Genomic DNA, 21,872 nt, shown 5'->3' with positions numbered 1-21,872 from the left:
CTCATGTGCCCTGGATGTGCCCTGGTGGCTTTTCACCAGAGGGCACCCTGCTCGGCTGAAGGACCGGCAGAGGGACTCGTTGCAGCCGCGCTTACTCGGGTCTTGGTGTTGATGGCGCGCGGTTCCGTCGTCACGGCGCCCGACTCACGCAGCTGCCGGACGGCCGTAATCACTTGGGCGGGCCGGTAGACGGTCTCCAAGAGCGTGTAGCGCTGGAGTTCCGGGACAGTTCGCCCCTTGGGCGCTTCGGATATGAAGTCATGCAGGATCCGTCGTAGCGGAGCCGTATCCGGTTCGAACACGAGATCCAGCATCTGCTGTTCGGTGTCCCTGGGGTCGCGGTAGCGGATGCCGTAGGAGGGGTCCACCTTCCACATGGCGTCCTTCATCTTCTCCAGTCCTCGTTCGTGCTGGGTGCCGAAGATCAGGTAGAGCTTCCTGCCGCCCTCGTCGACCATCTCGAAGTACAGCGTGTGTGTGAAACCGGCCTGGCGCAGTGTGGCTCGGTATTGCTCGCGCAGGAAGGTGAACTTGTGCGAGGAGGGCTGCCGGAATACGTGTTGCCACTCCTGGCTGCCGAAGGCTTCGTCGCCGAGTTGTCGGTGGCCGTCGTGTCTCTCGGCGAACCGGGTGAGGAAGGCAGGCTCGAAGGTGACCATGACTTCGGTGCTTCGGTAGCGACCGAGTTCATGCAGGAGCGAGTACGGGATGTCGGGCCCACCGAAGCTGTCCAGGAGGACGAAGAGGGGCTTGCCCAGCCTGCCGGTGCGCTGCAGCTTCCTCAGGAGGGCCGGGTGGAAGTCTCCCTGCTCGATGTCGATCGACAGACGTGCAGCGATGTCTTCCCTGTTTCTCGACTGAGCGAGGGCCATCTGGCGCTGCAATTCTTCTACCCGTCGGGGGTCTTCTTCCATGAGGACCAGCCGCACGCGCTTCGGGGAACGGTGCAGAGCGCGGGCGAAGACCTCATAGGCGACGACGGGAGATCCGGGCTCGCCCTGCTTGTAGACGCCGGCCCCCGCGAACCCTTCCGCGTATGTGATCACGTCGTGCCGCGACAGCAGAATCGGCGCCCACGCTTCCAGGTACTGCTTGAGTAAGTCGTGTTTGGCGGCCGTGTGCGGATCGCGTTCCCACACGGCATCCTTCGGTACGGCCATGACCGCTCCCCCTACTCCGATACGGCCTGCTGGGGAGAGGGTCACACACCGTTGCCATATGTCACCAGAGCGCGTACAGCGCCTGTTGAAGATTGGCCGTTACTGCGCTGCTGCCACGTGCAGCCGGGGCGGCATCTGGTCCCACGTGATGCCGGCGAGCTCACGGCCTCCGGACTTCGGTGTGCGGCCACCCCACTGCTTGAAGAAGAACGGCACGTCGGCTTCGTTGCAGGCATCGCGGATCTCGACCAGCCATTCCTCTTGCACGGGGCGGTGCTGGGGGCCGGATTCTCCACCTGCGATCACCCAGCCGACGCCGTCCAGGCGCAAGCCTGTCAGAGGGCCGAGCAGTGGTTCACAGGACAAGAAGCGCACTGAGGCTGGCACCTGACGCAGATCGTCAATGCGATCCAGGTGATCCGCGTTCTCGACGGAGACGCCCATCCAGAGGTTGGGCGGCCAGTCGAGTCGGCCCGCCAGTCGCCGGAGTCTGCGGGCCCTCTTTGTCAGGAGTTGATAGGTGTGCTGTGGGGTGTCGGCGATTACGTGGAAGACCTGCTGTACGAAGTCCAAGGGCACCTTGGCGTGAAACAGGTCGCTCATTGAGTTGACGAAGACCATGCGGGGGGTCTTCCACTGGCGTGGGATGGCCAGCGTGTCCGGATGGAGGGTGAGGGCGAAGCCGGGACCGGATGTCCTGGGGTCACCGTCGGCTTGATACTTGGCCACCCCCATCGCCTTGAGGCGTCTGGATAACGTCAGGGCGTAGCAGTTGTCGCACCCGGGGGAGATGCGATCGCAACCAGTGGTGGGATTCCAGGTCGCCTCAGTCCACTCGATGGTGCTGCGATCGCCCATGGGTCCCCTCCCGTAGCAGTAGGGCAAGGGCCACCAGCGCTTGCCCACTCTGCGCTCCGACTGCGCTGCCTAACGAGCGACGTACCGAACTGGCACGCGATCACACCCATCCTTCACGTCGAACGCGTGTTCTGTGAAGGGGGTGCACCAGGCGGGTGTCGAGGTGATGTGGCCGATCTCGCTGGGTGTCCCCCTGTGTCCGCCGGCTCAAGACTGCTGCGCTGGCGGATCGGTTGGTCGCTGCCCGCAGTAGGTAGGTAATTTTCGACGGCGGTGGTCTATCCGGAGCCGGTCGCATCGGCGGCGCCGTTGCCCGTCGCGGATGTCACGCCTCCTGCTGGGCGTCGACCTCGGCGATCAGCGCCTCGACCCGCTTCCTGATCTCGTCGCGGATCGGGCGGACGGCCTCGACGCCCTTGCCGGCGGGGTCCTCCAGGGTCCAGTCGAGGTACTTCTTGCCGGGGAAGACCGGGCAGGCGTCGCCGCAGCCCATGGTGATGACGTAGTCGGACGCCTGGACGGCCTCGGTCGTGAGGAGCTTGGGCTGCTGGTCGGCGATGTCGATGCCGGCCTCCCGCATCGCTTCGACCGCGGCCGGATTGACCCGGTCCGCGGGGACGGAGCCGGCGGAGCGGACCTCGATCCGGTCGCCCGCGAGGTGGGAGAGGAAGCCGGCGGCCATCTGCGAACGCCCGGCGTTGTGGATGCAGACGAACAGCACGGAGGCGAGCGGGCTGGAGGGCATCGGTTCTTCCTTCGTCAGTGGATCAGCCCAGGCTGGTATCAGCCAGGAATGATGTGAAAGTATCAGTCCATGCTGACGTCAGTCGACACTGATCTGTTGCGGGTTCTCGCGGATCCGCTCCGCCTCCAGATCGTCACCCTGCTCGCCAAGGAGACGCTCTGCACGACGCACCTGATCGAGGAGACGGGGGCCAAGCAGACCAACCTCTCCAACCATCTGAAGGTGCTGCGCGAGGCGGGGGTCGTGGAGACGGAGCCGTGCGGCCGGTTCACCTACTACCGGCTCAAGCCCGACGTCATCGCCTCGCTTGCCGGTCAGTTCGCCGACCTCGCGGAGACCGCGCGTGCCACCGCCGAGAACGACATGAAGCGGTCCTGCCCCTGATCACCCGCCTTGACGGCGACCTGCACCGAGGAGTTCCTGTTGACCGCCACCGAGGCCACCCAGCACGGCAGAACAGGGCAATCCCCCATAGCCCCCGCCGCCGAGCCGCAGCCCGCTCCGGGCGCGACCCCGCCCCGGCGTCCTCCGCTGCTCGCCAAGGCCGCCGCCGAACTCGTCGGCACGGCGGCGCTCGTCGCGATCGTGGTCGGCTCCGGCATCCAGGCCACGGAACTGACCAAGGACGTGGGGCTGCAGCTGCTCGCCAACTCCACGGCCACTGTCTTCGGGCTCGGCGTCCTGATCACCCTGTTCGGCCCGGTCTCCGGTGCGCACTTCAACCCGGCCGTCACCCTGGCCGAGTGGTGGATGGCCCGGCGCGGAGGCCCCGGCGTCACCTTGCGCGAGGCGGCGGCATACGTCCCCGCTCAGATCGCCGGTGCGATCACGGGCTCGGTCCTGGCCGACGCGATGTTCGGCGAACCGCTCGTGAAGTGGTCCACCCACGACCGATCGGCCGGCCACCTGCTGCTGGGCGAGGTCGTCGCGACCGCCGGCCTGATCCTGCTGATCTTCGGCCTGGCCCGCACCGACCGCCTCCGCTTCGCGCCCGTGGCCGTGGCTTCGTACATCGGTGCTGCGTACTGGTTCACCTCGTCCACGTCCTTCGCGAACCCGGCGGTGACCATCGGCCGCGCCTTCACCGACACCTTCGCCGGCATCGCCCCCGCGTCGGTCGCGGGGTTCATCGGCATGCAGCTCGTCGGAGTCGTGGTCGGACTCGCGCTGGTGGCGCTCGTCTTCATGCCCGGCCGGGAAGCCGCCGAATGACGCGGACAGCTCCGGTTGTGGTGATCGCCGGTGGCCAGTCCGGGCTTGCCGCCGGCTATCACCTTCGCCCGCTGGGCGTCGCGCGCCGAGGCGGACGCGATCATCTGGTGCACCGGCTTCCGGCCGGCGCTGTCCCACCTGGCACCGCTCCGGCTGGGATCGCCACGGTCACATCGCCGTCTAAGGCACGCGTGCGGTGAGCGAGCCGCGCCTGCACCTGCTCGGTTACGGCGACTGGACCGGCCCGGCCTCGGCCACGCTGATCGGGGTCGGGCGGCCGGCTCGGGAAGCCGCTCGTGAAATCGCTGCCTCGCTCGGGTAGGCGCCAAGTCGCCAAGATCAGGGAATTCGCTGCGTGCGCTCCTGGGCGGGGCATCTAATAGGGCGATGGAGCAAGCAAGACCCACTGCGGCCGGGAACGACTACCTGCCTGAGCTGACTCTCGTGGTGGAAACGGCCCTTGGTGTGTTCGTGCGGCCTGTGCCGGCAGCGCTTCCCCTTCCGGAAGGTGTCGACCAGGGGACCGGAGCGGAGATGGCGGCTCATCGAGCAGCGGCCACGTGGGGGCTCCCTGACTTCGTCTGCCACTCCGCAATCAAGCGTGTCTCTTCGGGGCAGCGGGAGTTGGGCGACCGGATGCTCCTGACCGGCAGCCGGGGCGCTGTCATTCAGGTCAAAAGCCGGGAGGGCGCCCACAAGGACGATGCCAGTGAGCGGAACTGGCTGCGGAACAGGGGCGCCAAAGCTGCGCGCCAGGCGAAGGGGACTGTGCGTAGCCTGCGTTCCGCCCCGGCCGATTTCGAGAACGGACGCGGCCAGACTCTCACCGTCGACGGCAACGACTACGAGTGGATCGGCGTCGTCGTGCTCGACCACGACCGCATACCCGATGACACCATCGTTGACTGCGCGCTGCCCGGCCTGCCCTGCGTGGCGCTGGTTCGACGGGACTGGGACTTCCTGTTCAATCAGCTACGTTCGACCACCGCGGTGGTCAACTACCTCTTCCGCGTGGCCGACATGGACCCGGTGGCTCTCGGGGACGAACCGGTGCGCTATTACGACCTCGCTGCAGCGGACGCCGACGCGCCTCCCGGAGAGATACGCCCTGAAGTCGCTGAACTCGGCGGGGTCCGCTTCTCCGTACCGCAGCTTCCGCAGGCACCGGTGGGGTCCGATCGCGCGCACCGGGTTATGCGCATCATCCTCGAAGACATCGCCATCAGCCCGCTCGGCCAACACATGAGCGAAGCCGACCGCTTGCTCCTACTCTCCGAGGTCGACGAGCTGCCGGTAGGCGCCCGCGCCGAGTGGGGCCAGCTGCTGCTCGACATGCTGCGCGATGTGCGTCAGGTTCCCCCCGGGCACTGCAAATGGCGCTGGCGCCGCTCCATCGCTCCATCCGGCACCCGACAGCTGATCTTCGGGTGCGCCACACGCTTCGGCCCCGATATCCAGGCGGCCTTTCAGTCGTATGTCCTGCTGCGCCATCACGAGCTGCACCAGCAGACGGGCCTGGCGGATCAGACGGCGACGCTCGGTGTGTTGCTTACTCCCCGTACTGACGGGACGCGCCCATGGGACACCACCCTGCTGCGCACGCAAGGAGACAACCAGCTCATACCGGAAGAGGTGAAGCAGTATTCGGCGCTCTGGAACCCGCAGGGCACCGATGTCCCCAGCACGTGAGCGGATTGGTCAGTCGATGACCGGACTACGGCGCTCGACCAGGACAACGTCGCGCCAGTGGCCGTGGTGGCGCCCGATGCGCTCGCGGGTGCCGATGACGCGGAAGCCGGCCCGCAGGTGCAGGGCGATGCTGGGGATGTTCTCGGGGAAGATGCCGGACTGGATGGTCCAGATCCCGGCCGCCTCGGTGGAGTCGATCAGTGCCTTGAGCAAGGTGGAAGCCACGCCGCGACCGCGGGCGTCGGGCTGGACGTACACGGAGTGCTCGACGACACCGGAGTAGGCGCAGCGGTCGGAGACCGCCGTGGCGGCCACCCAGCCGAGCACGACCTCACGCTCGTCCAGGGCGACGAAGCGGTGCCTGGGCAGCTTCGCGGCGTCGAACGCCGGCCAGGTCGGGGCAGCCGTCTCGAAGGTGGCGCTGCCCTCGTCGATTCCGGCCTGGTAGATCGCCAGGACCTCGTCGGCATGCGCGGGGGCCAACGGCGCGACGGTCACGCTGGTCAGGCTGCTCACGGTGTACTCCCCGGTCGAGGTCAGGCCGCAGCCGGCGCGATGGTCAGCAGCTTGCCCATCGCGGCCAGCACGGAGGGCTCGACCCGGTAGTACACCCAGGTGCCGCGCCGCTCGGAGGTCAGCAGACCGGCCTCCTTGAGCTTCTTCAGGTGGTGGGAGACGGTCGGCTGGGAGACGCCCACGTCGGAGATGTCGCACACGCACGCCTCCCCGCCCTCGTGCGAGGCCACCGCGGAGAAGAGCCGCAGCCGCACCGGGTCGCCCAGCGCCTTGAACATCCGCGCGGCCGTCTCGGCCTCGTCCGCCGTGAAAGGGCGCTCGGTGAGCGGCGGGCAGCACGGCGCCACGGCGTCGGAGTCGGGCTCGACCAGCGGCAGCACCTTGGTATTCGACATACATCTATGTTGACACATGTCGAACCAGGCGGACGAGGGGTCTCAGTCAACGAGCGAGAGCGGTGGGGGACGCACTTCGATAAATGTCTATGTTGACGCTTGTCGAATCAGGTGCCATGCTGGCCGCACAAGCCATCGACAAACGTCGAAGCAAAGGGGACACCGTGAACGCGCCCGCCACCCACCAGCTGCCCGTCGTCGTCATCGGCGCAGGCCCCGTCGGCCTCGCTGCCGCCGCCCACCTCGTCGAGCGCGGTCTCGAACCGCTGGTCCTTGAGGCGGGCCCCTCCGCGGGCACCGCCGTGCGCGACTGGGCGCACGTGCGGCTGTTCTCCCCGTGGGCCGAGGTCACCGACCCGGCCGCCGAGAAGCTTCTCGCCCCCACCGGCTGGGTCCGCCCCGACGGCGGCACCTACCCCACCGGCGGTGACTGGGCCGAGCAGTACCTGCAGCCGCTCGCCGACGTCGTCGGGGACAAGATCCGCTACGGCGCCACCGTGACCGGCGTCGCCCGCGCCGGCCGCGACCGCATCGTCGACGCCGACCGCGACGAGCAGCCCTTCACTGTGCACATCGAGCTGGCCGACGGCCGTGAAGAGCGGATCAGCGCGCGAGCCGTCATCGACGCATCCGGCACCTGGTCCATCCCCAGTCCCATCGGCGCCGACGGCCTGCCCGCCCTCGGCGAGAAGGCGGCGGCCGACCGCATCTCCTACCGCGTCCCAGACCTACGGGACCCGTTGGTCCGCGCCCGGTACGCGGGCAGGCGCACCGCGGTCGTCGGCTCCGGCGCCTCCGCCTTCACCGCGCTGGCCTCCCTCGCCGACCTGGCCGAGGAGGAGCCCGGCACGCACGTGGCATGGGTCCTGCGGCGCGGCATCGGCGCGAACACCTTCGGCGGCGGCGAGGCTGATCAGCTCCCCGCCCGGGGCGCCCTGGGTCTGCGTGCCAAGGCGGCCGTCGAGGCCGGCCACGCGAGCGCGGTGACCGGCTTCCGTACACAGGCTGTGGAACGGGACGGTGACCGGCTGGTCCTGGTCGCCGAGGACGGCCGCCACCTCGACCCGGTCGACGAGGTCGTCGTGCTGACCGGCTTCCGTCCCGACCTGTCGTTCCTGTCCGAGGTCCGCCTCGGCCTCGACGAACGCCTCCAGGCCCCGATCGCGCTGGCCCCGCTGATCGACCCGAACGTCCACTCCTGTGGCACCGTCTACCCGCACGGCGTCAACGAGCTCGCCCACCCCGAGCAGGACCTCTACCTGGTCGGCATGAAGTCTTACGGCCGAGCGCCCACGTTCCTCGCGCTCACCGGCTACGAGCAGGTCCGCTCCATCGCCGCCGCGCTCGCCGGCGACCGCGACGCCGCCGAGCGCGTCGAGCTGACCCTGCCGGAGACCGGCGTGTGCGGCGGCGCCGGCCTCTACGACGCCCCCGACACGGCCGCCCAGGGTGGCGAAGGCGGCGGCTGCTGCGGCGCCCCGTCCACCCTCCAGATCGACGTCGTCACGCCGGCCGCCACCTCCGGCGGCTGCTGAACTCCTCACCCATCCAAGGAGATACGCCATGTCCCGCGTACAGCTCGCCCTCCGCGTCCCCGACCTCAACGCCTCCGTCGCCTTCTACAGCAAGCTGTTCGGCACCGAACCCGCCAAGCTCCGCGACGGCTACGCCAACTTCGCCATCACCGAGCCCCCGCTCAAGCTCGTCCTCATCGAAGGCACCGCCGAAGAGGCCACCCGGCTGGACCACCTCGGCGTCGAGGTCGAATCCACCGAGTCCGTCCATGCCGCCACCACCCGCCTGAGCGAGGCCGGCCTGACCACCACCGAGGAAGCAGACACCACCTGCTGCTACGCCCTCCAGGACAAGGTCTGGGTGCACGGCCCCGGCCAGGAGCCCTGGGAGGTGTACGTCGTCAAGGCCGACGCCGACACTCTCACCAAGCAGCAGGGCAGCAGCTGCTGCACCGACCCGGGCGCCGCAGACGCAAAGGAACCTGTCGCTGCGGGTGGCTGATGCTGATCAGGCCCATGACCAACCTCCACACCAGCGGGGCCGTGACCGGTACGGGGGACCGGTCACGGCCGCGCGGCGCCCTGCCGGCCCTCTGCCTCACTCGCGTGCGCTGGGCGGTGGAGCCGCGCCGTACGTCTGGATCGGCTGTTGCCGTGAGCGTTCCCTGCCGGTAGGTGAGCGGCGAGGCGTCTCAGATACTCGACGGCGCCACTGGGAGGAATTCACCCAGTGCATGATGCTGTGAACGCGATGGCATCCGGCTGCACTTGCCTCGAACGAGAGCCGCCCAGTCAGTCCCAACCGTCCAGCGACACCTGGGGCCCGTCGGCCAGATAGCGATGAAGGGCGCTGGCGGTGGTCTCCACGAACTCCTCGGGGATGGCGTCGGTGTCGACCCAGCGGACCTGGGCGTGCTTGCGCGGTTCGCGATTCTCCGGCTCGCCGGACCACTCGTGGGCGACGAAGACGACCGTGAGGAAGCCGTTGGGAGCTTCCACGCCCCAGGCGCCGTGGATGATGTGGGCGACCTTGAGCGCTTCCGGCTTGACGGTCAGACCGGTCTCTTCGTACAGCTCGCGGACTGCCGTCGCGGTGATCGGCTCGCCGGGCTCGCTCTTGCCGACCGGGAGGTCCCACATGCCCTTGGCGAATTTGGCCTGGTCGCTGCGCTGGAGGAGGACCACGCGGTTGGTGGCCTCGTCGTGGACGATGACGGCGGCGACCAGCAGAGTCATGGATTCATGGGCGGGCTTGAGCGCCTTGGTCTGGTCGTCGGTTGTCGGCTGAGCCACGGGGGTCCCTTCGTCGGCCGGGTTGGTGGGCATGTTAGGCGAGCGCCTCCCGCGCGCGCCGGGCCAGTTCGGCGGCGCCGGGTACTTTGCGTCGCTGGTAGACCGCCAGGGTTGATCGGATGGAGGTGATGGCCTTGCGAGTGCGGTCGGAGGTCATTCCGTCCATCAGCGTGAGGGCCTCGCTCCAGGCGGCGACTGCCTCATCGGCGCGGGCCTGGGCGGCGAGGCTGTCGCCGAGGTCGGCGTAGGTGAGGGCGTGGACGCGCTTGTACTTCACGGGGTCCCAGCGGATGAGCGCGTCACGGTGCTGTTGCTCCGTTCCGACGTGATCGGCGAGGTCGGTGAGGGTGCGAGCCGTGTGGCTGGCGACGGTGCCGGCGGCCGGACCGCTGACGAGGGAGAAGCTGGGCTGGGGTCCGTCGTCGCGGAGCAGAGCGTCTTCAGCTGCCAGCAGGGCGCGCACCGCTGCCGGTTTCTCATTGACTGCGGCGAAGGCGCGAGCGTGGGTGATGTGGAGCAGGGCCTCGGTCTGACCGTCTACGCGGCCGAGTCCACGGCTGAGGGCACCTTCGACCAGGTCGACGCAGTGGTGGGGCTGTTTGAGGCTGAGGGCCTGGTGTGCGAGGGCGCGCATCATCCAGGCGGCGTGACCATGCGGATCGGCTTCGCAGGCGAGCTGGTAGCCGACCTGGTAGTAGCGCTGGGCGGCGCCCTCCTGGCCGAGGTCGTGGTGTTTCCAGCCCGCGAGGTAGGCCAGCTCGGCGACGGCGCCGAAGGCGGCCCGGCGCAAGGCTTCTGAGGCGAAACGGGCACGCAGCATCGGAGCGGCGGTGTCGGCGAGGTAGGCGGTGACGGTGGTCAACCCGTGGCCGCCACCCAGGCGTTCGTCGGCCGCGCTGAACACGGCGGTGATCTGGCGGACCACATCGACATCCTCCGCTCCTACCAGGGCCCTGCCGGTGCGAGCGCGGAGCATCCGGGACGCGGCCTCGTGGTCGTAGGCCAAGGGCATGGCCACGCCTGCGGTCGTGAAGGCGGCAACGGCGAGGAAGCGGCGCCGTTCCATGTCGGCACGGCCCAGGTCGGTGACCGTGACCACAGGATCAGGGTCGTCAGGGACGGCGACCTCGGGGTCGCACAGGCCGATCTCGGTGAGGGTGACGGGGCGGCCGGCCCGGCGGGAGAGGGCCTCCGCCAGGTAACGGCCGGTCCGTCCGGTGGGCTGACGGGTGCCGTTGACCCAGTGGGAGATCGCCGACTTGTTGGTGTGGATGATCTCGCCGTTCTCCGCGGCGATCCGGCGCACGTCCTTGGCCAGCGCGTCATACGTGCAGCCGATCGCGTGGATGGCCTCGCGTAAACGGACATGGGGTTTGTCGGGTGCCGCCATGACCTCCTCCGTCCTGGGGGCTGTAAACCGCGTATACCGCTTGGCCTCGCCCACACCGTACCCACTGTGCGTGACGGCGTGTTCACTAAACATCAGTCGCCCGGCCCGGTCCGACACTGTGACCAGGCTCCCCCTTCGGCCGGGCGGCTTCCCGAAGTTCCGTACGCCCGCTCCGGGTTCGGGCATTCCTGTGCCCGCATCCGGCCGATCAGAGACGGAGACATGGTGACCACCATCGACACCACGGCCATCACGGTCGAGCTGCCCGAGGCGTTCGACGAGCGCTGGAGCCGCCTGCCGGGCATCCAGGTCGACGGCCGGCGTATCACGATCGACCCGGCCGAGTACTTCTTCCGCTTCGAGTCCAACACCTGGCTCGTCGCCGACTGGGAGCTGGTCAAGTCCCAGCTCCTGGACGCGCAGGAGACCACCGAGAGCGCGGTGGAGCAGCTCGCGCTGGACTTCATCAAGGCCCATGGCGAGTCCACCTCGGACGCCGCCCGGGTGCTGTCCACCGCCTACGAGGTGTACGCCTACCTGTTCCGCGACGACCACCTCGACGGGCTCGGCCTGCCGCAGATCACCGCCGACCACCTGCGGATGCTGCGCGAGGCGGCCACGCTCATGGCACTCAACAAGGTCGAGCTCGACGGGCACATCTCCAACGTCGGCCCGTGCTGGTTCTTCCCCGCCGCCACCTCGGTCGTCTTCGACCTGGACGACGAGATGGGCGGGATGCTCGACGAGGTCTACCACGGCGGCTGGTTCAACGAGCACCGCCGCATCGAGTCCATCAAGGCCCACGCCGCCCTCGGCGGACGTCTGGTGCACGGCTGCCAGTCCGTGCCGGACCAGTCCGGCGGCGTCGTCGCGCCCTACGGTGCCTCGATGGCCAACTTCCGCGATGACCTGGCCGCCTTCAAGGCCGGCTGGATCGAGCAGGTCTACGCCCACCGCGTGAGCCCCGCCGCGTAAGACCAGCAGCAAGGCTTCGGGGCGGGCAGGTCCGCTCGCCCGCCCCGGATGCCGTCACGACCGTAATGGAGTCCCCGTGAACGACAACCTCACCACCGATCTCCTCGCCAACCTGTGCATCGTCGCGAACCAGACCGCCGCCAAGCGCGAGGAGGTGAGGGTGTGGTCGATGTCCGGCGTCGAACGCGTGACCTTCCCCGACGGCAGCACGCGGATCTTCAAGTACGCCAAGAGGCCCTTCGACAGCGAGGACCAGGCCCTACGGCTGGCCGACACCCTCGGCACCCCCGTCCCGAAGGTCTACCACTCGGTCCGGATCGAGGGCTGGCTCGGCATGCTCCTGGAGGACCTCGGCACCCCCATCCGAGAAGCGGATGACCTCGACGGTGCCGCCGCGGCCGTGGTTCTCCACCGCACGCGCACGGCCGGCGCGCTGCCCGTAATGCACGAGGAAGGGCTACGGGCCCTGCCCAGCCACGCCCTGGACCACCTCGACCAGCTCCGCAAGGCCGACCGGTGGCAGGACACCGGCGACATCGAGCAGGCCCTCAACCAGATCGCCCAGGCCGCCGACGCCCGCGCGCAGGGAACCACCCTGGCCCCGTTCGGCTGGGTGCACTCCGAGTTCCACCCCACCAGCCTCCACATCGGCCGACGCGGCTGGCGCCTGCTCGACTTCGCTCGCGCCTTCACCGGACCCGGACTGCTCGACCTCGCCAGCTGGCACGGCACCCTCGACGACCCCGACCCCGTGCGCCTCCGCGTCTTCCTGGAGTCCTACGTCACCGAAGGCGGCACCCCGGACGTACTCGCCGAGCGGGGCGGCCTGCCCGCGGAGAAGTGGGCGCTGGGCTGGCACCGCATGTGGGCCCTCGAGTGGTTCATGGAGCAGTCCATCCGCTGGATCAACGACCCCGCCACCGATCCCACCTACATCAAGGTCGTCCGCAGGCACCTCTCCGACGTCCTCCAGCTCCTGGAGGTGTAGGTGCTTGCGCAAGCCTCCCCCTGGTACGCCCACGCACTCCAGCGCACGGCCGCCGGCCCGGCCGAGCCACTCGCCCCACCCGCCCGGATGGAGTGGACTACACGGCCGGGCATCGGCCCCGGAGCCGAGATCCTCGGCCCTGACCTGCGCCGCAAGCGCGTGGTCGAACTTGGCTGCGGCCCCGGACACAACGCCGCATGCCTCGCCACCCGGCACGCGGCCCACGTCACCGGCGTCGACCTGGTCGGTCTGCAAGTCCGCAGGGCCCGCTCACATTACGGACGGCTGAACAACCTCACCTTCGTCGCCGGACACGCCCTGCACTATCTGCAGGCCGCCGACGAGCAGTTCGACGCGGTCTACTCCGTCTTCGGCGCCATCGGCCTCGTCGCCCCCGAACTCCTGCTCCCCGCCGTCGCCAACCGCCTCAAGCCCGGCTGCAGCCTGGTCTTCTCCGTCCCCCACCCACAGCGCGGCGGCCGGGTCCCCGCTGCCGACGACCGACCCCGCCGCGACTACGTCACGCTGCCGGACCGCACCCGCCTGCCCGTCGCTCGCTGGGACTTCGATGCCTGCCGCTGGGAGAAACACCTCGACCGCGCGGGCCTGTGGCTCGCCTCCGCCCAGGACTTCCACGACCCCCGACAGGGCCGCTGGCCCACCACCCTGCTGATCACGACACGCAAGCTCTGACACCTGCCCCGGCTTCCGTGGAGGAACCGATGCGTCCCTACCTGCTCATCGACATCGACGGCGTCCTCATACCCTTCCCCGACGCGGATGGCACCACCCCCGCCACCCATGCCCGTCACGAGGTCGTACCCACAGGCCGCAGTGCCGACGAGCCGGTCACCATCTGGCTCAACCCCGCACACGGTCCCGCGCTCATGGACCTGATCCGTACCGGCCTCCTCACACCCGTCTGGTGCACCAGTTGGCGCCAGGACGCGACGACCCTGATCGGCCCCCTTCTCGGCCTCCCGCCACTACCGCACGTCGACTTGCCACGCCCCGACATCACCACCAGCCACCCCAACGGCTACCTGTGGAAGCGCGACCACGTCGACGCCTGGCTGGGCGACGCGCCCGCTGTGTGGATCGACGACGACTTCACCAGCCTCGACCACGAATGGTCAGTGGAGCGTGTCGCCCGCGGGTTGCCGACTCTCCTGATCCAGCCCAATCCCCGAGAGGGTGTCCAACCGGAGCACTTTGCGGAGGTCTCGGCATGGGCCAGGGAGGTGTCCACGCTCCGGGCAAGCGAGTCCTCGCCTCTGCGTGAGGCTGAAGCTGCATAGGCAGAGGCCGCTGCAGCGGATCTACGCGTCCGGCTGGTAACGCCATGAGGGATTGTGCCGTGGGCCAGCGCCGGAATCACCGGTGGCGAGCGGATGCCGTCAGACCAGGCCGGGCTGCAACGCTCGTGCTGGTTTGGGCGGCTCGTGCTTGGTCGCTGGGGATCTGCCGGGCGGCGAGGCGTTGGATTCGCCAGGTGAGGGTCCTGGCGGTGGAGCGGGCTTCGTCCAGGGTGCGCAGCCGTGCGGCGTGCTGGAGAAGCTGCTCGGGGTCGTGACCCGCGTTCTCCGCTTCGGTCAGGGCGGCGGCCAGTGCCGGCCAGGCTGGGTCGTCGAGGACCTGCTGGACGTGGTCGGGCAGGATCACGAGGATCCGCTGGGCGTGCCGTTCCATGGTGCGGACCGGTGGCTGACGCTGGGCCAGGGCGGTAAGCGGTCCGGCGGCGGCTTGGTGGTAGGCGGCCTGCAGGTGGACCAGAGCTTGGTGAGCGGCGGCGACTTGCTGGTCGTGCCGGTGGACCTGGTGCCAGCGGGCCGCGGCGAGGACGACGAGGACAGCGATGTCGAGGAACATCGCCAGCCCGGACCCGTCACCGGTGACCGGGGCGGTGCGCAGGGCGCGTACGGCGCCCCGGAGGGCGCGGGCATGGTCCTGCTGGGCGCGAATGCGGGAGCGGGTGGCACGTTCGAACGCTGTGGCGGCCTGCTGCAGGTGTGGCCGCAGGTGGCTGGGGGCGAGCAGCGGAAGGACGTCGATGGCCTCACCGAGAGCCGCGATGTGGGCCTGGGCGACTTCGTCGTCGCCGTGGTCGAGGTGGTGGGGGATGCGCTCGGCCGCGACGGTGGCCTGGTGCCAGGGGTTGGGTCTGCGTCGGCTGCCCGGCTCGGTGGCCGGCGCGGTGTCGATGGCAGTGAGGCGCTCCGCGATCTTGGGAAGGGACAGGTCGGGGGCGAGTTTGGCGCCGGAGAACCAGATCGGCTCGCCGGCGGCGTTGGTGTCGCCTTCCAGGGCGACCTTGTAGCCGCGCACGTCGCCGGAGGGGAAGTGCTGGACGTCGATGAGCACGCCCTCAACGCCCTCGAGTAGATGAAGGAAGTCCTCGGGGCTGGTGGCGATGGACACCAGCTGCCGGATGGTGGTGCGCAGGTGCTCGCGGGAGGTGGCCTTGCCGGCGCGGCGGGCCTTCTCCTGCTCGGCGCGAGTGGGGCGCTTGGCGGCGGTGCGGTCTCCGCGCACGACCTGGTGAAGACCGTACTCCTTCTCGATCTTGGCGAGTTCGCGGTCGGCGGTGAGGTAGTCGTTCCAGTGGCGCGCGGTACTCAGGTCGCCTCGGACCTTGGTGGCGGCGATGTGGATGTGGTCGAGTGCATGGCGGACGGCGACCCAGCGGCAGCTGTCCGGGTCGTCTTGTGGCGCGATGCCGGTGGCCGCCACAACGCGGCGGGCGATGTGGGCCCACTCCTCGTCGCTGAGGTGGCGGTCGGTTGTGGCGGCTCGGACGGAGCAGTGCCAGACATGCTGCTCTGGAGCACGTCTCAGTCGGCGGGCTTGCTTGACGCGCAGGTCGAGGTCAGCCACCAGGAGCTTCTTTGTGGCGGCGAAGTCGTCGCTTCGGCCGGGGTCGGGGGCAAAACCGTCCCAGGAGGCGACGAGGTGAGGGTCGGTGTGGTCCGTGGCCCTCTTGGTGTCGAAGAGGTAGCGGATCAGGCCGGCTGTGTCCTTGCCGCTGCTGATCTTGGCGATCATCAGGCCGCCTTCTTGGTGACGGCCTGGTTAGCGGCTGCAGCGATCTCGCCGACGGCGGCACGGACCGCCGTAAGGGTGCGCTCGGCATGGGTCAGAGCAGCGTTGTCCCCAGGGCGTGGATGGCCGCCCGCGTTGAGCTTCCGGGCGATCTGGTTGACGTTGTTGCCGATCTTGGCGACCTGCTCGCGCAGGGCGGTCAGCTCGTCGATGTAGTCATCGAGCGGGGTGCGCTGGCCGGGCAGGGCAAGGTCGCCATGGATGTGCGCCATGACGACAGCGCCGACGTAGTGGGCGCCGGCGATGTTCAGTGACCGGGCTTTGCGGAGGATCGCGGCCTTCTCCTCGATGCTGTAGCGCACGTCGACGCGTTCCTTGCGCTGGGTGTCCTTGCGCTTGCGGCGACGGGCGATGCGGTGCAGGGCGGCTGCTTCGGCGGCGCGCGGGAGCACGCCGGTCCCTGCGTCGGCGTGTTCCTCCTCCTCGGGCGCCCCCTGGTGCCCGATGGCCTTCGCCACCCCTGGGGCGGAGGCATCCCTGTTGGACCGGCCCTTGGACGGTCCAACGGCATACCTTGCTGGCTGGTTGGCGTTGGTGGTCATCTCGGGCTGCAAAGCTGGGAGTTCGTGGTCGTCATGCATCGGGCGGTTTCTCCAAGCACCGTTGCGGGTGTTGTGGGGACGGAAGCGTCTGTGGCCGTCAGAGGACACCGGCGGGTTCCTTGCCGGGCTCGGCATGACGGGCTGACTCGTCGAGTTCGGCCTGCACCCGGTCCTTGATCTGCGTCAGACGGTCCTTGCCGATGCGGTACCTGGCGGCTCGAATGGCCGTCTCGATGTTGCGGCGTGAGGCGCGACCTCCGCGTCCCAACGGTGCGGTGCGCGCGACGACGAGCAGTTCTTCGAAGGTTGCGTCGTGCTCGTGCGCATCCGTGTTGGCGTGTGCCTTCTGCGGCACATCGACCGCTTCCTCTGCCGTGTTCGGGGGTTCGGCCACATCGGGCAAGTTTTCGGCCTGCGCCGGCAGACCGGCGTCGTCCTCCGCAGGGGCGGGCGGTTCGATGGTGTTGTGGCCGGGGTCGGGGACGTTGTGGCTCTTTGTGGCGGCGGCTTCGTCGGCCTGGGGTGCGGGGTGGCGGCGGATCACAAGATCCAGGTGGACAGCGCCGGCGAGCGCGAGTGGGGCGATGGCGGACAGGGCGCCAACGGTGACGTTGTCGAGGTGGAGTCCGGCGGTGTGTGCCTGCTGGTTGAGACGGACGGCGTGGAGGGCGTTCGCCCAGATGCTGGTGACGGTCGCGAGGCCGACGAGTGCCCAGACGTACAGACGAGAACGCCATGGTGCGGCACGAAGGATGAGCAGGGCGGCGACGCCGATGGCGATGAACCCGTCGATCACGAGCGGGAAGGCGTAGGTCAGCACTCCGCGGATGTGGATGGCGACGGCCATCTGCCGCAGGGCGTCGTAGGAGAGGGCGAAGCCGATCGTGCCGACCAGGGCGACCCCGAGGCGGATCGCGGCGGTCAAGACCGGCACGGGGGACGTGGTGGTGCGTGAAGGCAAGCGGCGTACTCCAGGCGATGGCGGGTGCCATGGGCACAAGGGGCTGGCGGGAAGGGCAGTGACTCGTCGCACCCGTCGCATGCCTGGTCAGGCAGGTACGGATGGCCGCCGTGGTACGGGTGGACTCGTCACAGCGAGGACACCCGTCGCGGGGCTGACCTGCGATGCGACGAGTGCGACGAGTCTTTACGGGTGCGGGCTCGGGACGTGGGCGTCGTTCTCGTCGCCGCTGTCGGCCGTCGGCTCTTCGGGGCAGTAGCGGGCCCACGCGTCGATGAAGCGGAGGCGGGCGAAGCCCTTGGCCTGCCGTCCGCCTTCGAAGCGGTGGGTGGCGGCCTTGATGTCGAAGTCCTTCAGGAGGATCCCCAGGTGGCGCGGGCTCAGGCCGGCGGTGCCGTACTCAGCCCAAGGCGCCTCCTGATCCTTGAGGAGTTCGTCCAGGAGGTCACGGGTGCGCATGATGTCGGGATCTCCGCAGCGTGCGAAGGCACGGCGGATGTCCTGCAGCAGGCGCGTCTTCAGGTTGGACTCCTCGTCTTTGCCCGCCTCGGCCGCGCACATGGCCGCACACGCGGTACGGGCCTGCTCGGGCCAGGTGCCGCCGGCGAGTTCGGCGACGATCACCAGTGGCTCCCAGGTGTCCGCCGCACGGTCCTGCACCGGCATCGGCGGTACCAGATCCGCTGCGGTGTCCATCAGGGGTCGGAGCCAGGCGGTCAGCCGGTCGCGCAGACCGTGGAGGGCAGGGATGTCACGGCGGGAGCGGAACTGATCCACCCGCTCACCGTCCTTGCGGCGCTGCATGCGGATCACCACCGCCCGGTCCATGACCGTGTCCGGCAGATCCCCGATGCCGGCGAGTGCGGCCATCGCGAAGGTGGGGAACGCCTGCGGCTTGTGCTCCGGGCCGGAGATGCGCAGGGCGGGCCGGTTGCGCTGGTGGCCGGCGTTGAGCAGGCCGCGCAGCTCCTCGTTCTTCTCGGCGGCCTTGAAGCTGCCGAAGATGGTGTCGGCCTCGTCCACCAGCAGGGTGGGTGGGTCGTCGCCGATGGCGCGGAAGACCACCGCTGGGCTGGTGTTGACCGTGATCAGCGGTTCGCGCACCGTCTCAGTGATCACGTCCAGCAGGCGGGACTTGCCGCACCGCTTCGCTGGCCCGACCACCGCGAGACGGGGCGCGTGCTGGAGCGCGGGCTGGATGTGGGTGGCGGCCACCCACAGCGTCACAGCGGTCAGCGCCTCGCCGCTCGGCAGGATCACGTACCGCGCGATGGCTGCCCGCAACTCGTCCAGTAGCAGGGCCCCTTCATCGGGTCGCGTCGGCTCCTCGTCGGTGGCTGAGGTCGGGGGAGCGGGGGCGGTGGCGGAAGACGTAGGTTCGTCCACAGGCATTCCTCCCTGGTGGGCCGGACGGGCAAGGCCCGGCCCACCGGTTCGATCGTTCAAGGGCGACGGAGCAGGGGCTTGGACCGGCGGCTTCAGGACGCGAGGTCGTACGCGGACTGGCTGGTCACCCAGGCGTCCACCTCGTGCCAGCGGTAGCGCAGGTGGCGGCCGACCTTGTGCACGTTGGGGCCGATGGCCCGGTACTTCCACTGGTAGAGGGTCTTCACCGGCACGCCGAGGTAGGCGGCGACTTCCGCCGGGGTGGCCAGCGGACCACGCCTGGCAGCGTCGGCGGTGGAAGAGGCGTTGGCGTTGCGGGCAGCGGTATTCGGCATACGGCTCCTTTTCGGTCATGGACAGCGTGCCTGGACAACACAGCCACACCGCGAGCGAAGAAGTCCAGCGTTGGTTCTAAAACTCTCCACTAATTCCCTCGGCGCGGCTGGGAGGGGGAATAACCGTAGAGGCGGATCGGCCGTTGACCAAAAAGTCGGCGGCTACGTCCTCGTCCTTGAGCCCACGAGGGGTCCCCTCAGGGTCGGTGCTGGCCGTTGTCGCAGGCCAAAGGGTGACTAGGTAGGTGCGCAAATGAGCTGGAGCGGGCGGTGAGCACATCGGTAGATACCTGCTCAAAACACCCAAACTTTCCGCGCGACGGCAAGTTAGCACAGCGACCGGCGGGAATTGCCCGTCCGCGCCTCGTGAATAGGAGAGATAAACGCCACGCCACCCACGGTCACCTGGCGGCGAGTTCTGTAGAGTTTTAGAGCCAACTCTTGCCATAAAGGCCAGCTGCAAGTTACAGCTACCTGTCATGGCAACTCGCCCCGTCGAAATAGGCCCCGCCGGCCTCCACACCGCCCGCGCCATAGAGCGAATACGTATCGCGCGCGGCCTGACCCAGCACCAGCTGGCTGCCCGATGTACCGCGCTGGGCCGTCCGATGTCCAACACCGCCCTCAGCCGCACCGAGCGTGCCCACCGCCGCTGCGACGTCGACGACCTCGTCGCGATCTCCGCCGCCCTCGGCGTCTCGCCCGCAGTCCTGCTGCCTCTGGAGACCTCTCCAATCCAGATCTGGGAGTGCATCCAGGGGGTTCTTCTTGACTGACGTGTACGACCGCTGGCACAAGTCCCACCCCAAGCCCACCGAGGCCGAGTGCGGTGAACACAAGAGCCGTACGCGGCAGATGGTCCCCACCGCTGATCACGGCGTCGGCAAGCGTTGGCAGGTCCGCTACCGCGATCTGGACGGCCGCCAGCGCAAGGAGAACTTCGACACCAAGGCCGAGGCGGACAACCGGGCCGCTGAGGTCGACGTCGAAATCCGGCGCGGCTCCTACGTCGTGCCAGCCGAGACGAAGCAGACGCTCGGCGCCTACGCGCAGAAGTGGCTGGACGCGAACTCCGTCGGTCCGACGACAGCCCTCCGCTATGAGGCGACGGTCCGCAACCACATCGTCGAGCACCTCGGGCGACGCGAGCTGCGTTCCCTCAACCAGCCCTCGGTCATCCAGGGCTGGATCCGCACTCTTCAGGACGCCGGCCTGGAGGTGTCGACGATCGAGGGCATCTTCGACATCCTCTCCAGCATCCTCGGCGCGGCCGTGGAGGACGGGCTGCTGCCGAAGAACCCCTGCAAGGCGAAGTCGGTCAAGCTGCCGACCGCGACCAAGAAGAAGATCATCCCTTGGCCGCTGGAGCGCGTTTGCGCAGTCATCGCCGGCCTGCCCAAGCGCTTTCACGCCGGAGGCAAGCTGGCCTTCGGCTGCGGCCTGCGTCAGGGCGAGGTCTTCGGCTTCGCCGTCGAGGACATCGACTTCAAGACCGGTTGGATCCACGTCAACCGCCAGGTGCGGCTCGTCGGCACGAAGCCCGTCTTCGCGCTGCCCAAGGGGAACAAGATCCGGTCCGTGCCTCTACCGGCCCAGCTTGCCGCTGCCCTCAAGGCGCACATGAAGGAGTTCCCGCCAGTCGAGGTCACCCTGCCCTGGGCCAAGCCGGACGGCGAGCCGAAGACCTTCCGTCTCCTCTTCGTCGACCAGAAGGGGCGGGCGTACAACCGCAGCGTCTTCAACATGGGCGACTGGAAGCGCGCCCTGGCCGCCGCCGGCGTGATCCCTCCCCGCGAGCGCGGCGCGAGGTACCTCCAGGCGGCCCGGGAGGACGGGATGCACGCCCTCCGGCACGCCTACGCCTCCGTGCTCCTGGATGCGGGGGAGAGCATCAAGGCGCTCTCCGAGTACCTCGGCCACTCGGACCCGGGCTTCACGCTGCGGACGTACACGCATCTGCTGCCGTCCAGCGAGACGCGGACCCGCAAGGCGATCGACGACGCCTTCACGGAGGAGTCGGCACGAGGAGCCCAGGGCACATCAGTGCCCCCGGCGAAACCAATGTGCCCTCAATGTGCCCTGGCCGCCTGAAGGCCCCTTTCGGCACATGACGAGGGCGGGGTCCGAAAACCCCGCCCACTACCCGAGAAATCCCAGCTCAGGGCCACACCAGGCAATACGGCTGATGCCCCGCCTCGTGCAGCCGGTGGCTGAAGTCCTGCCACTCGTGCAGCAGCTGGTACACGTTGAACGCGTCCCGTGGGCCTCCGCGGTCCGGGACCGTGGACCAGATGAAGGCGGCCGCGCCGACGGCCTCCTCGCCGATGCCGCGCAGGGGGTCGACGACGGTCATGGGGAGTCTGACGACCGCGTAGTCGGGGTGCAGGACGACCAGTTCGAGGGGCGGCACCTTGTGCAGGGGGACGCCCTCGATGCCGGTCAGCACCATCGCGGCCATCGTCTCCGGCTTGATCTTGGTGAACATGCCGTTCATGCCCAGCTCGTCGCCGCCGAGTTCCTCGGGGCGCATCGAGATGGGGACGCGGGCCGCGGTCGCGCCGTCCGGCGCGCCGAAGTATTTGTACGTCACCCCCACCCGACCACCATTCCTGCTCCCCGCTCCGAGGCGGTCGGTCCGCCGGTCGCGCCGCTCGGGCTCACCCGGTACACCCTGTGTCTGACGTGCGTCGCTCTGCCGTGCCTCGGTCGCTTCCTCCGCTTCGCGCCGGTGCCTTCCCCGCCGGGCACGTCGAGGACCCAGGTCATCGGTCCCCTCGCCCAGTCCGCCACCGCGATGCATATCTCCACCCGACT

General features: G+C 68.9%; 24 protein-coding genes and 1 pseudogene. 12 read left to right on the top strand and 13 right to left on the bottom strand.

Features of this window, described 5'->3' with window-relative positions; translation table 11 throughout:
* Nucleotides 1–32 precede the first annotated feature (32 nt).
* The 3 genes from BIV23_RS26430 to BIV23_RS26420 form a co-directional block, all read right to left on the bottom strand.
* Entirely contained in the window at nt 33–1,160 is a 1,128-nt protein-coding gene (locus BIV23_RS26430) for a three-Cys-motif partner protein TcmP (RefSeq protein WP_071383464.1), read from the bottom strand.
* A gap of 99 nt (nt 1,161–1,259) precedes the next feature.
* The gene (locus BIV23_RS26425) at nt 1,260–2,018 is read right to left on the bottom strand and encodes a DUF5131 family protein (protein ID WP_071383463.1); all 759 of its coding nucleotides are present in this window, start codon (nt 2,016–2,018) and stop codon (nt 1,260–1,262) included.
* Between the two features lie 325 nt (nt 2,019–2,343).
* Nucleotides 2,344–2,763 (bottom strand): arsenate reductase ArsC, encoded by a 420-nt coding sequence (locus BIV23_RS26420; protein WP_071383462.1) that lies wholly within the window; start codon nt 2,761–2,763, stop codon nt 2,344–2,346.
* Between the two features lie 69 nt (nt 2,764–2,832).
* On the opposite strand from BIV23_RS26420, the gene BIV23_RS26415 reads away from it, so the two are divergent.
* The 4 genes and pseudogenes from BIV23_RS26415 to BIV23_RS26405 all read left to right on the top strand — a co-directional run bounded on the left by BIV23_RS26415 (nt 2,833) and on the right by BIV23_RS26405 (nt 5,664).
* Nucleotides 2,833–3,147, top strand: a complete 315-nt coding sequence (locus tag BIV23_RS26415; RefSeq protein ID WP_071383461.1) for an ArsR/SmtB family transcription factor — start codon at nt 2,833–2,835, stop codon at nt 3,145–3,147.
* Nucleotides 3,148–3,186: 39 nt separating this feature from the next.
* On the top strand, nt 3,187–3,975 hold the full coding sequence (locus tag BIV23_RS26410) for an aquaporin (RefSeq protein WP_071383506.1): 789 nt from the start codon (nt 3,187–3,189) through the stop codon (nt 3,973–3,975).
* Nucleotides 3,976–4,047: 72 nt separating this feature from the next.
* Nucleotides 4,048–4,297 (top strand): annotated as a pseudogene (locus BIV23_RS52170) (pyridine nucleotide-disulfide oxidoreductase); the annotation flags it as partial.
* Nucleotides 4,298–4,362: 65 nt separating this feature from the next.
* The gene (locus BIV23_RS26405) at nt 4,363–5,664 is read left to right on the top strand and encodes a hypothetical protein (RefSeq protein ID WP_143079119.1); all 1,302 of its coding nucleotides are present in this window, start codon (nt 4,363–4,365) and stop codon (nt 5,662–5,664) included.
* Between the two features lie 9 nt (nt 5,665–5,673).
* Here BIV23_RS26405 and BIV23_RS26400 read toward each other — a convergent pair whose 3' ends face one another.
* On the bottom strand, nt 5,674–6,171 hold the full coding sequence (locus tag BIV23_RS26400; RefSeq protein ID WP_107471266.1) for a GNAT family N-acetyltransferase: 498 nt from the start codon (nt 6,169–6,171) through the stop codon (nt 5,674–5,676).
* Nucleotides 6,172–6,200: 29 nt separating this feature from the next.
* Nucleotides 6,201–6,575 (bottom strand): ArsR/SmtB family transcription factor, encoded by a 375-nt coding sequence (locus tag BIV23_RS26395; RefSeq protein ID WP_071383458.1) that lies wholly within the window; start codon nt 6,573–6,575, stop codon nt 6,201–6,203.
* A 164-nt stretch (nt 6,576–6,739) separates the two neighbouring features.
* On the opposite strand from BIV23_RS26395, the gene BIV23_RS26390 reads away from it, so the two are divergent.
* Both BIV23_RS26390 and BIV23_RS26385 read left to right on the top strand, forming a co-directional pair.
* Complete coding sequence (locus BIV23_RS26390; RefSeq protein WP_071383457.1) at nt 6,740–8,110, top strand: FAD-dependent oxidoreductase; 1,371 nt, start codon at nt 6,740–6,742, stop codon at nt 8,108–8,110.
* 28 nt (nt 8,111–8,138) lie between these two features.
* Entirely contained in the window at nt 8,139–8,591 is a 453-nt protein-coding gene (locus BIV23_RS26385; protein ID WP_071383456.1) for an ArsI/CadI family heavy metal resistance metalloenzyme, read from the top strand.
* A gap of 290 nt (nt 8,592–8,881) precedes the next feature.
* Here the strand turns inward: BIV23_RS26385 and BIV23_RS26380 are convergent, their stop codons facing one another.
* Nucleotides 8,882–9,415: an NUDIX domain-containing protein gene (locus BIV23_RS26380; RefSeq protein WP_071383455.1), complete on the bottom strand. Its 534-nt coding sequence runs from the start codon at nt 9,413–9,415 to the stop codon at nt 8,882–8,884.
* Between the two features lies 1 nt (nt 9,416).
* On the bottom strand, nt 9,417–10,772 hold the full coding sequence (locus BIV23_RS26375) for a helix-turn-helix domain-containing protein (protein WP_071383454.1): 1,356 nt from the start codon (nt 10,770–10,772) through the stop codon (nt 9,417–9,419).
* 225 nt (nt 10,773–10,997) lie between these two features.
* Here BIV23_RS26375 and BIV23_RS26370 point away from each other — a divergent pair, with 225 nt between their 5' ends.
* From BIV23_RS26370 to BIV23_RS26355, 4 genes are all read left to right on the top strand, one after another.
* Nucleotides 10,998–11,747, top strand: coding sequence for a hypothetical protein (locus BIV23_RS26370; protein WP_071383505.1), 750 nt, complete (start codon nt 10,998–11,000; stop codon nt 11,745–11,747).
* A 76-nt stretch (nt 11,748–11,823) separates the two neighbouring features.
* Complete coding sequence (locus tag BIV23_RS26365) at nt 11,824–12,735, top strand: phosphotransferase family protein (RefSeq protein ID WP_071383453.1); 912 nt, start codon at nt 11,824–11,826, stop codon at nt 12,733–12,735.
* On the top strand, nt 12,736–13,428 hold the full coding sequence (locus tag BIV23_RS26360) for a class I SAM-dependent methyltransferase (protein WP_071383452.1): 693 nt from the start codon (nt 12,736–12,738) through the stop codon (nt 13,426–13,428).
* A gap of 29 nt (nt 13,429–13,457) precedes the next feature.
* Complete coding sequence (locus BIV23_RS26355; RefSeq protein ID WP_071383451.1) at nt 13,458–14,033, top strand: hypothetical protein; 576 nt, start codon at nt 13,458–13,460, stop codon at nt 14,031–14,033.
* A 76-nt stretch (nt 14,034–14,109) separates the two neighbouring features.
* Here the strand turns inward: BIV23_RS26355 and BIV23_RS26350 are convergent, their stop codons facing one another.
* The 5 genes from BIV23_RS26350 to BIV23_RS46790 form a co-directional block, all read right to left on the bottom strand.
* Nucleotides 14,110–15,777, bottom strand: a complete 1,668-nt coding sequence (locus BIV23_RS26350) for a relaxase/mobilization nuclease domain-containing protein (protein WP_071383450.1) — start codon at nt 15,775–15,777, stop codon at nt 14,110–14,112.
* Nucleotides 15,777–16,415 carry a plasmid mobilization relaxosome protein MobC gene (gene mobC / locus BIV23_RS26345; RefSeq protein ID WP_079173375.1) on the bottom strand — a complete coding sequence of 213 codons (639 nt, stop codon included), beginning with the start codon at nt 16,413–16,415 and terminating at the stop codon, nt 15,777–15,779. Before mobC ends, BIV23_RS26350 begins: the two co-directional genes overlap by 1 nt.
* A 58-nt stretch (nt 16,416–16,473) precedes the next feature.
* Nucleotides 16,474–17,310: a DUF2637 domain-containing protein gene (locus BIV23_RS26340; RefSeq protein WP_071383504.1), complete on the bottom strand. Its 837-nt coding sequence runs from the start codon at nt 17,308–17,310 to the stop codon at nt 16,474–16,476.
* A 213-nt stretch (nt 17,311–17,523) separates the two neighbouring features.
* Nucleotides 17,524–18,729, bottom strand: a complete 1,206-nt coding sequence (locus tag BIV23_RS26335; RefSeq protein WP_071383448.1) for a DUF3631 domain-containing protein — start codon at nt 18,727–18,729, stop codon at nt 17,524–17,526.
* Nucleotides 18,730–18,815: 86 nt separating this feature from the next.
* On the bottom strand, nt 18,816–19,058 hold the full coding sequence (locus tag BIV23_RS46790) for a helix-turn-helix transcriptional regulator (RefSeq protein ID WP_079173374.1): 243 nt from the start codon (nt 19,056–19,058) through the stop codon (nt 18,816–18,818).
* A 479-nt stretch (nt 19,059–19,537) separates the two neighbouring features.
* Between BIV23_RS46790 and BIV23_RS46785 the strand changes: the two genes are divergently transcribed.
* Together BIV23_RS46785 and BIV23_RS26325 are read left to right on the top strand one after the other, a co-directional pair.
* Complete coding sequence (locus BIV23_RS46785) at nt 19,538–19,834, top strand: helix-turn-helix domain-containing protein (protein ID WP_079173373.1); 297 nt, start codon at nt 19,538–19,540, stop codon at nt 19,832–19,834.
* A 1-nt stretch (nt 19,835) separates the two neighbouring features.
* Nucleotides 19,836–21,149, top strand: a complete 1,314-nt coding sequence (locus tag BIV23_RS26325) for a tyrosine-type recombinase/integrase (RefSeq protein WP_071383447.1) — start codon at nt 19,836–19,838, stop codon at nt 21,147–21,149.
* A gap of 67 nt (nt 21,150–21,216) precedes the next feature.
* Here the strand turns inward: BIV23_RS26325 and BIV23_RS26320 are convergent, their stop codons facing one another.
* Entirely contained in the window at nt 21,217–21,858 is a 642-nt protein-coding gene (locus BIV23_RS26320; RefSeq protein WP_177240037.1) for a hypothetical protein, read from the bottom strand.
* Nucleotides 21,859–21,872: the final 14 nt, after the last annotated feature.

It is taken from the genome of Streptomyces monashensis (assembly GCF_001866665.1).
GTDB classification, from domain to species: domain Bacteria; phylum Actinomycetota; class Actinomycetes; order Streptomycetales; family Streptomycetaceae; genus Streptomyces; species Streptomyces monashensis.
Note: the sequence above shows the minus strand (reverse complement) of the source record. Positions and strands in the feature narration are given on the sequence as shown.

Bases quoted from the DNA above. Each gene is read 5' to 3' on its own strand.
- BIV23_RS26430 (WP_071383464.1), bottom strand. From the start codon at position 1,160: ATGGCCGTACCGAAGGATGCCGTGTGGGAACGCGATCCGCACACGGCC.
- BIV23_RS26425 (WP_071383463.1), bottom strand. From the start codon at position 2,018: ATGGGCGATCGCAGCACCATCGAGTGGACTGAGGCGACCTGGAATCCC.
- BIV23_RS26420 (WP_071383462.1), bottom strand. From the start codon at position 2,763: ATGCCCTCCAGCCCGCTCGCCTCCGTGCTGTTCGTCTGCATCCACAAC.
- BIV23_RS26415 (WP_071383461.1), top strand. From the start codon at position 2,833: ATGCTGACGTCAGTCGACACTGATCTGTTGCGGGTTCTCGCGGATCCG.
- BIV23_RS26405 (WP_143079119.1), top strand. From the start codon at position 4,363: ATGGAGCAAGCAAGACCCACTGCGGCCGGGAACGACTACCTGCCTGAG.
- BIV23_RS26395 (WP_071383458.1), bottom strand. From the start codon at position 6,575: ATGTCGAATACCAAGGTGCTGCCGCTGGTCGAGCCCGACTCCGACGCC.
- BIV23_RS26385 (WP_071383456.1), top strand. From the start codon at position 8,139: ATGTCCCGCGTACAGCTCGCCCTCCGCGTCCCCGACCTCAACGCCTCC.
- BIV23_RS26380 (WP_071383455.1), bottom strand. From the start codon at position 9,415: ATGCCCACCAACCCGGCCGACGAAGGGACCCCCGTGGCTCAGCCGACA.
- BIV23_RS26375 (WP_071383454.1), bottom strand. From the start codon at position 10,772: ATGGCGGCACCCGACAAACCCCATGTCCGTTTACGCGAGGCCATCCAC.
- BIV23_RS26355 (WP_071383451.1), top strand. From the start codon at position 13,458: ATGCGTCCCTACCTGCTCATCGACATCGACGGCGTCCTCATACCCTTC.
- BIV23_RS26350 (WP_071383450.1), bottom strand. From the start codon at position 15,777: ATGATCGCCAAGATCAGCAGCGGCAAGGACACAGCCGGCCTGATCCGC.
- mobC (WP_079173375.1), bottom strand. From the start codon at position 16,415: ATGCATGACGACCACGAACTCCCAGCTTTGCAGCCCGAGATGACCACC.
- BIV23_RS26335 (WP_071383448.1), bottom strand. From the start codon at position 18,729: ATGCCTGTGGACGAACCTACGTCTTCCGCCACCGCCCCCGCTCCCCCG.
- BIV23_RS46790 (WP_079173374.1), bottom strand. From the start codon at position 19,058: ATGCCGAATACCGCTGCCCGCAACGCCAACGCCTCTTCCACCGCCGAC.
- BIV23_RS46785 (WP_079173373.1), top strand. From the start codon at position 19,538: ATGGCAACTCGCCCCGTCGAAATAGGCCCCGCCGGCCTCCACACCGCC.
- BIV23_RS26320 (WP_177240037.1), bottom strand. From the start codon at position 21,858: ATGCATCGCGGTGGCGGACTGGGCGAGGGGACCGATGACCTGGGTCCT.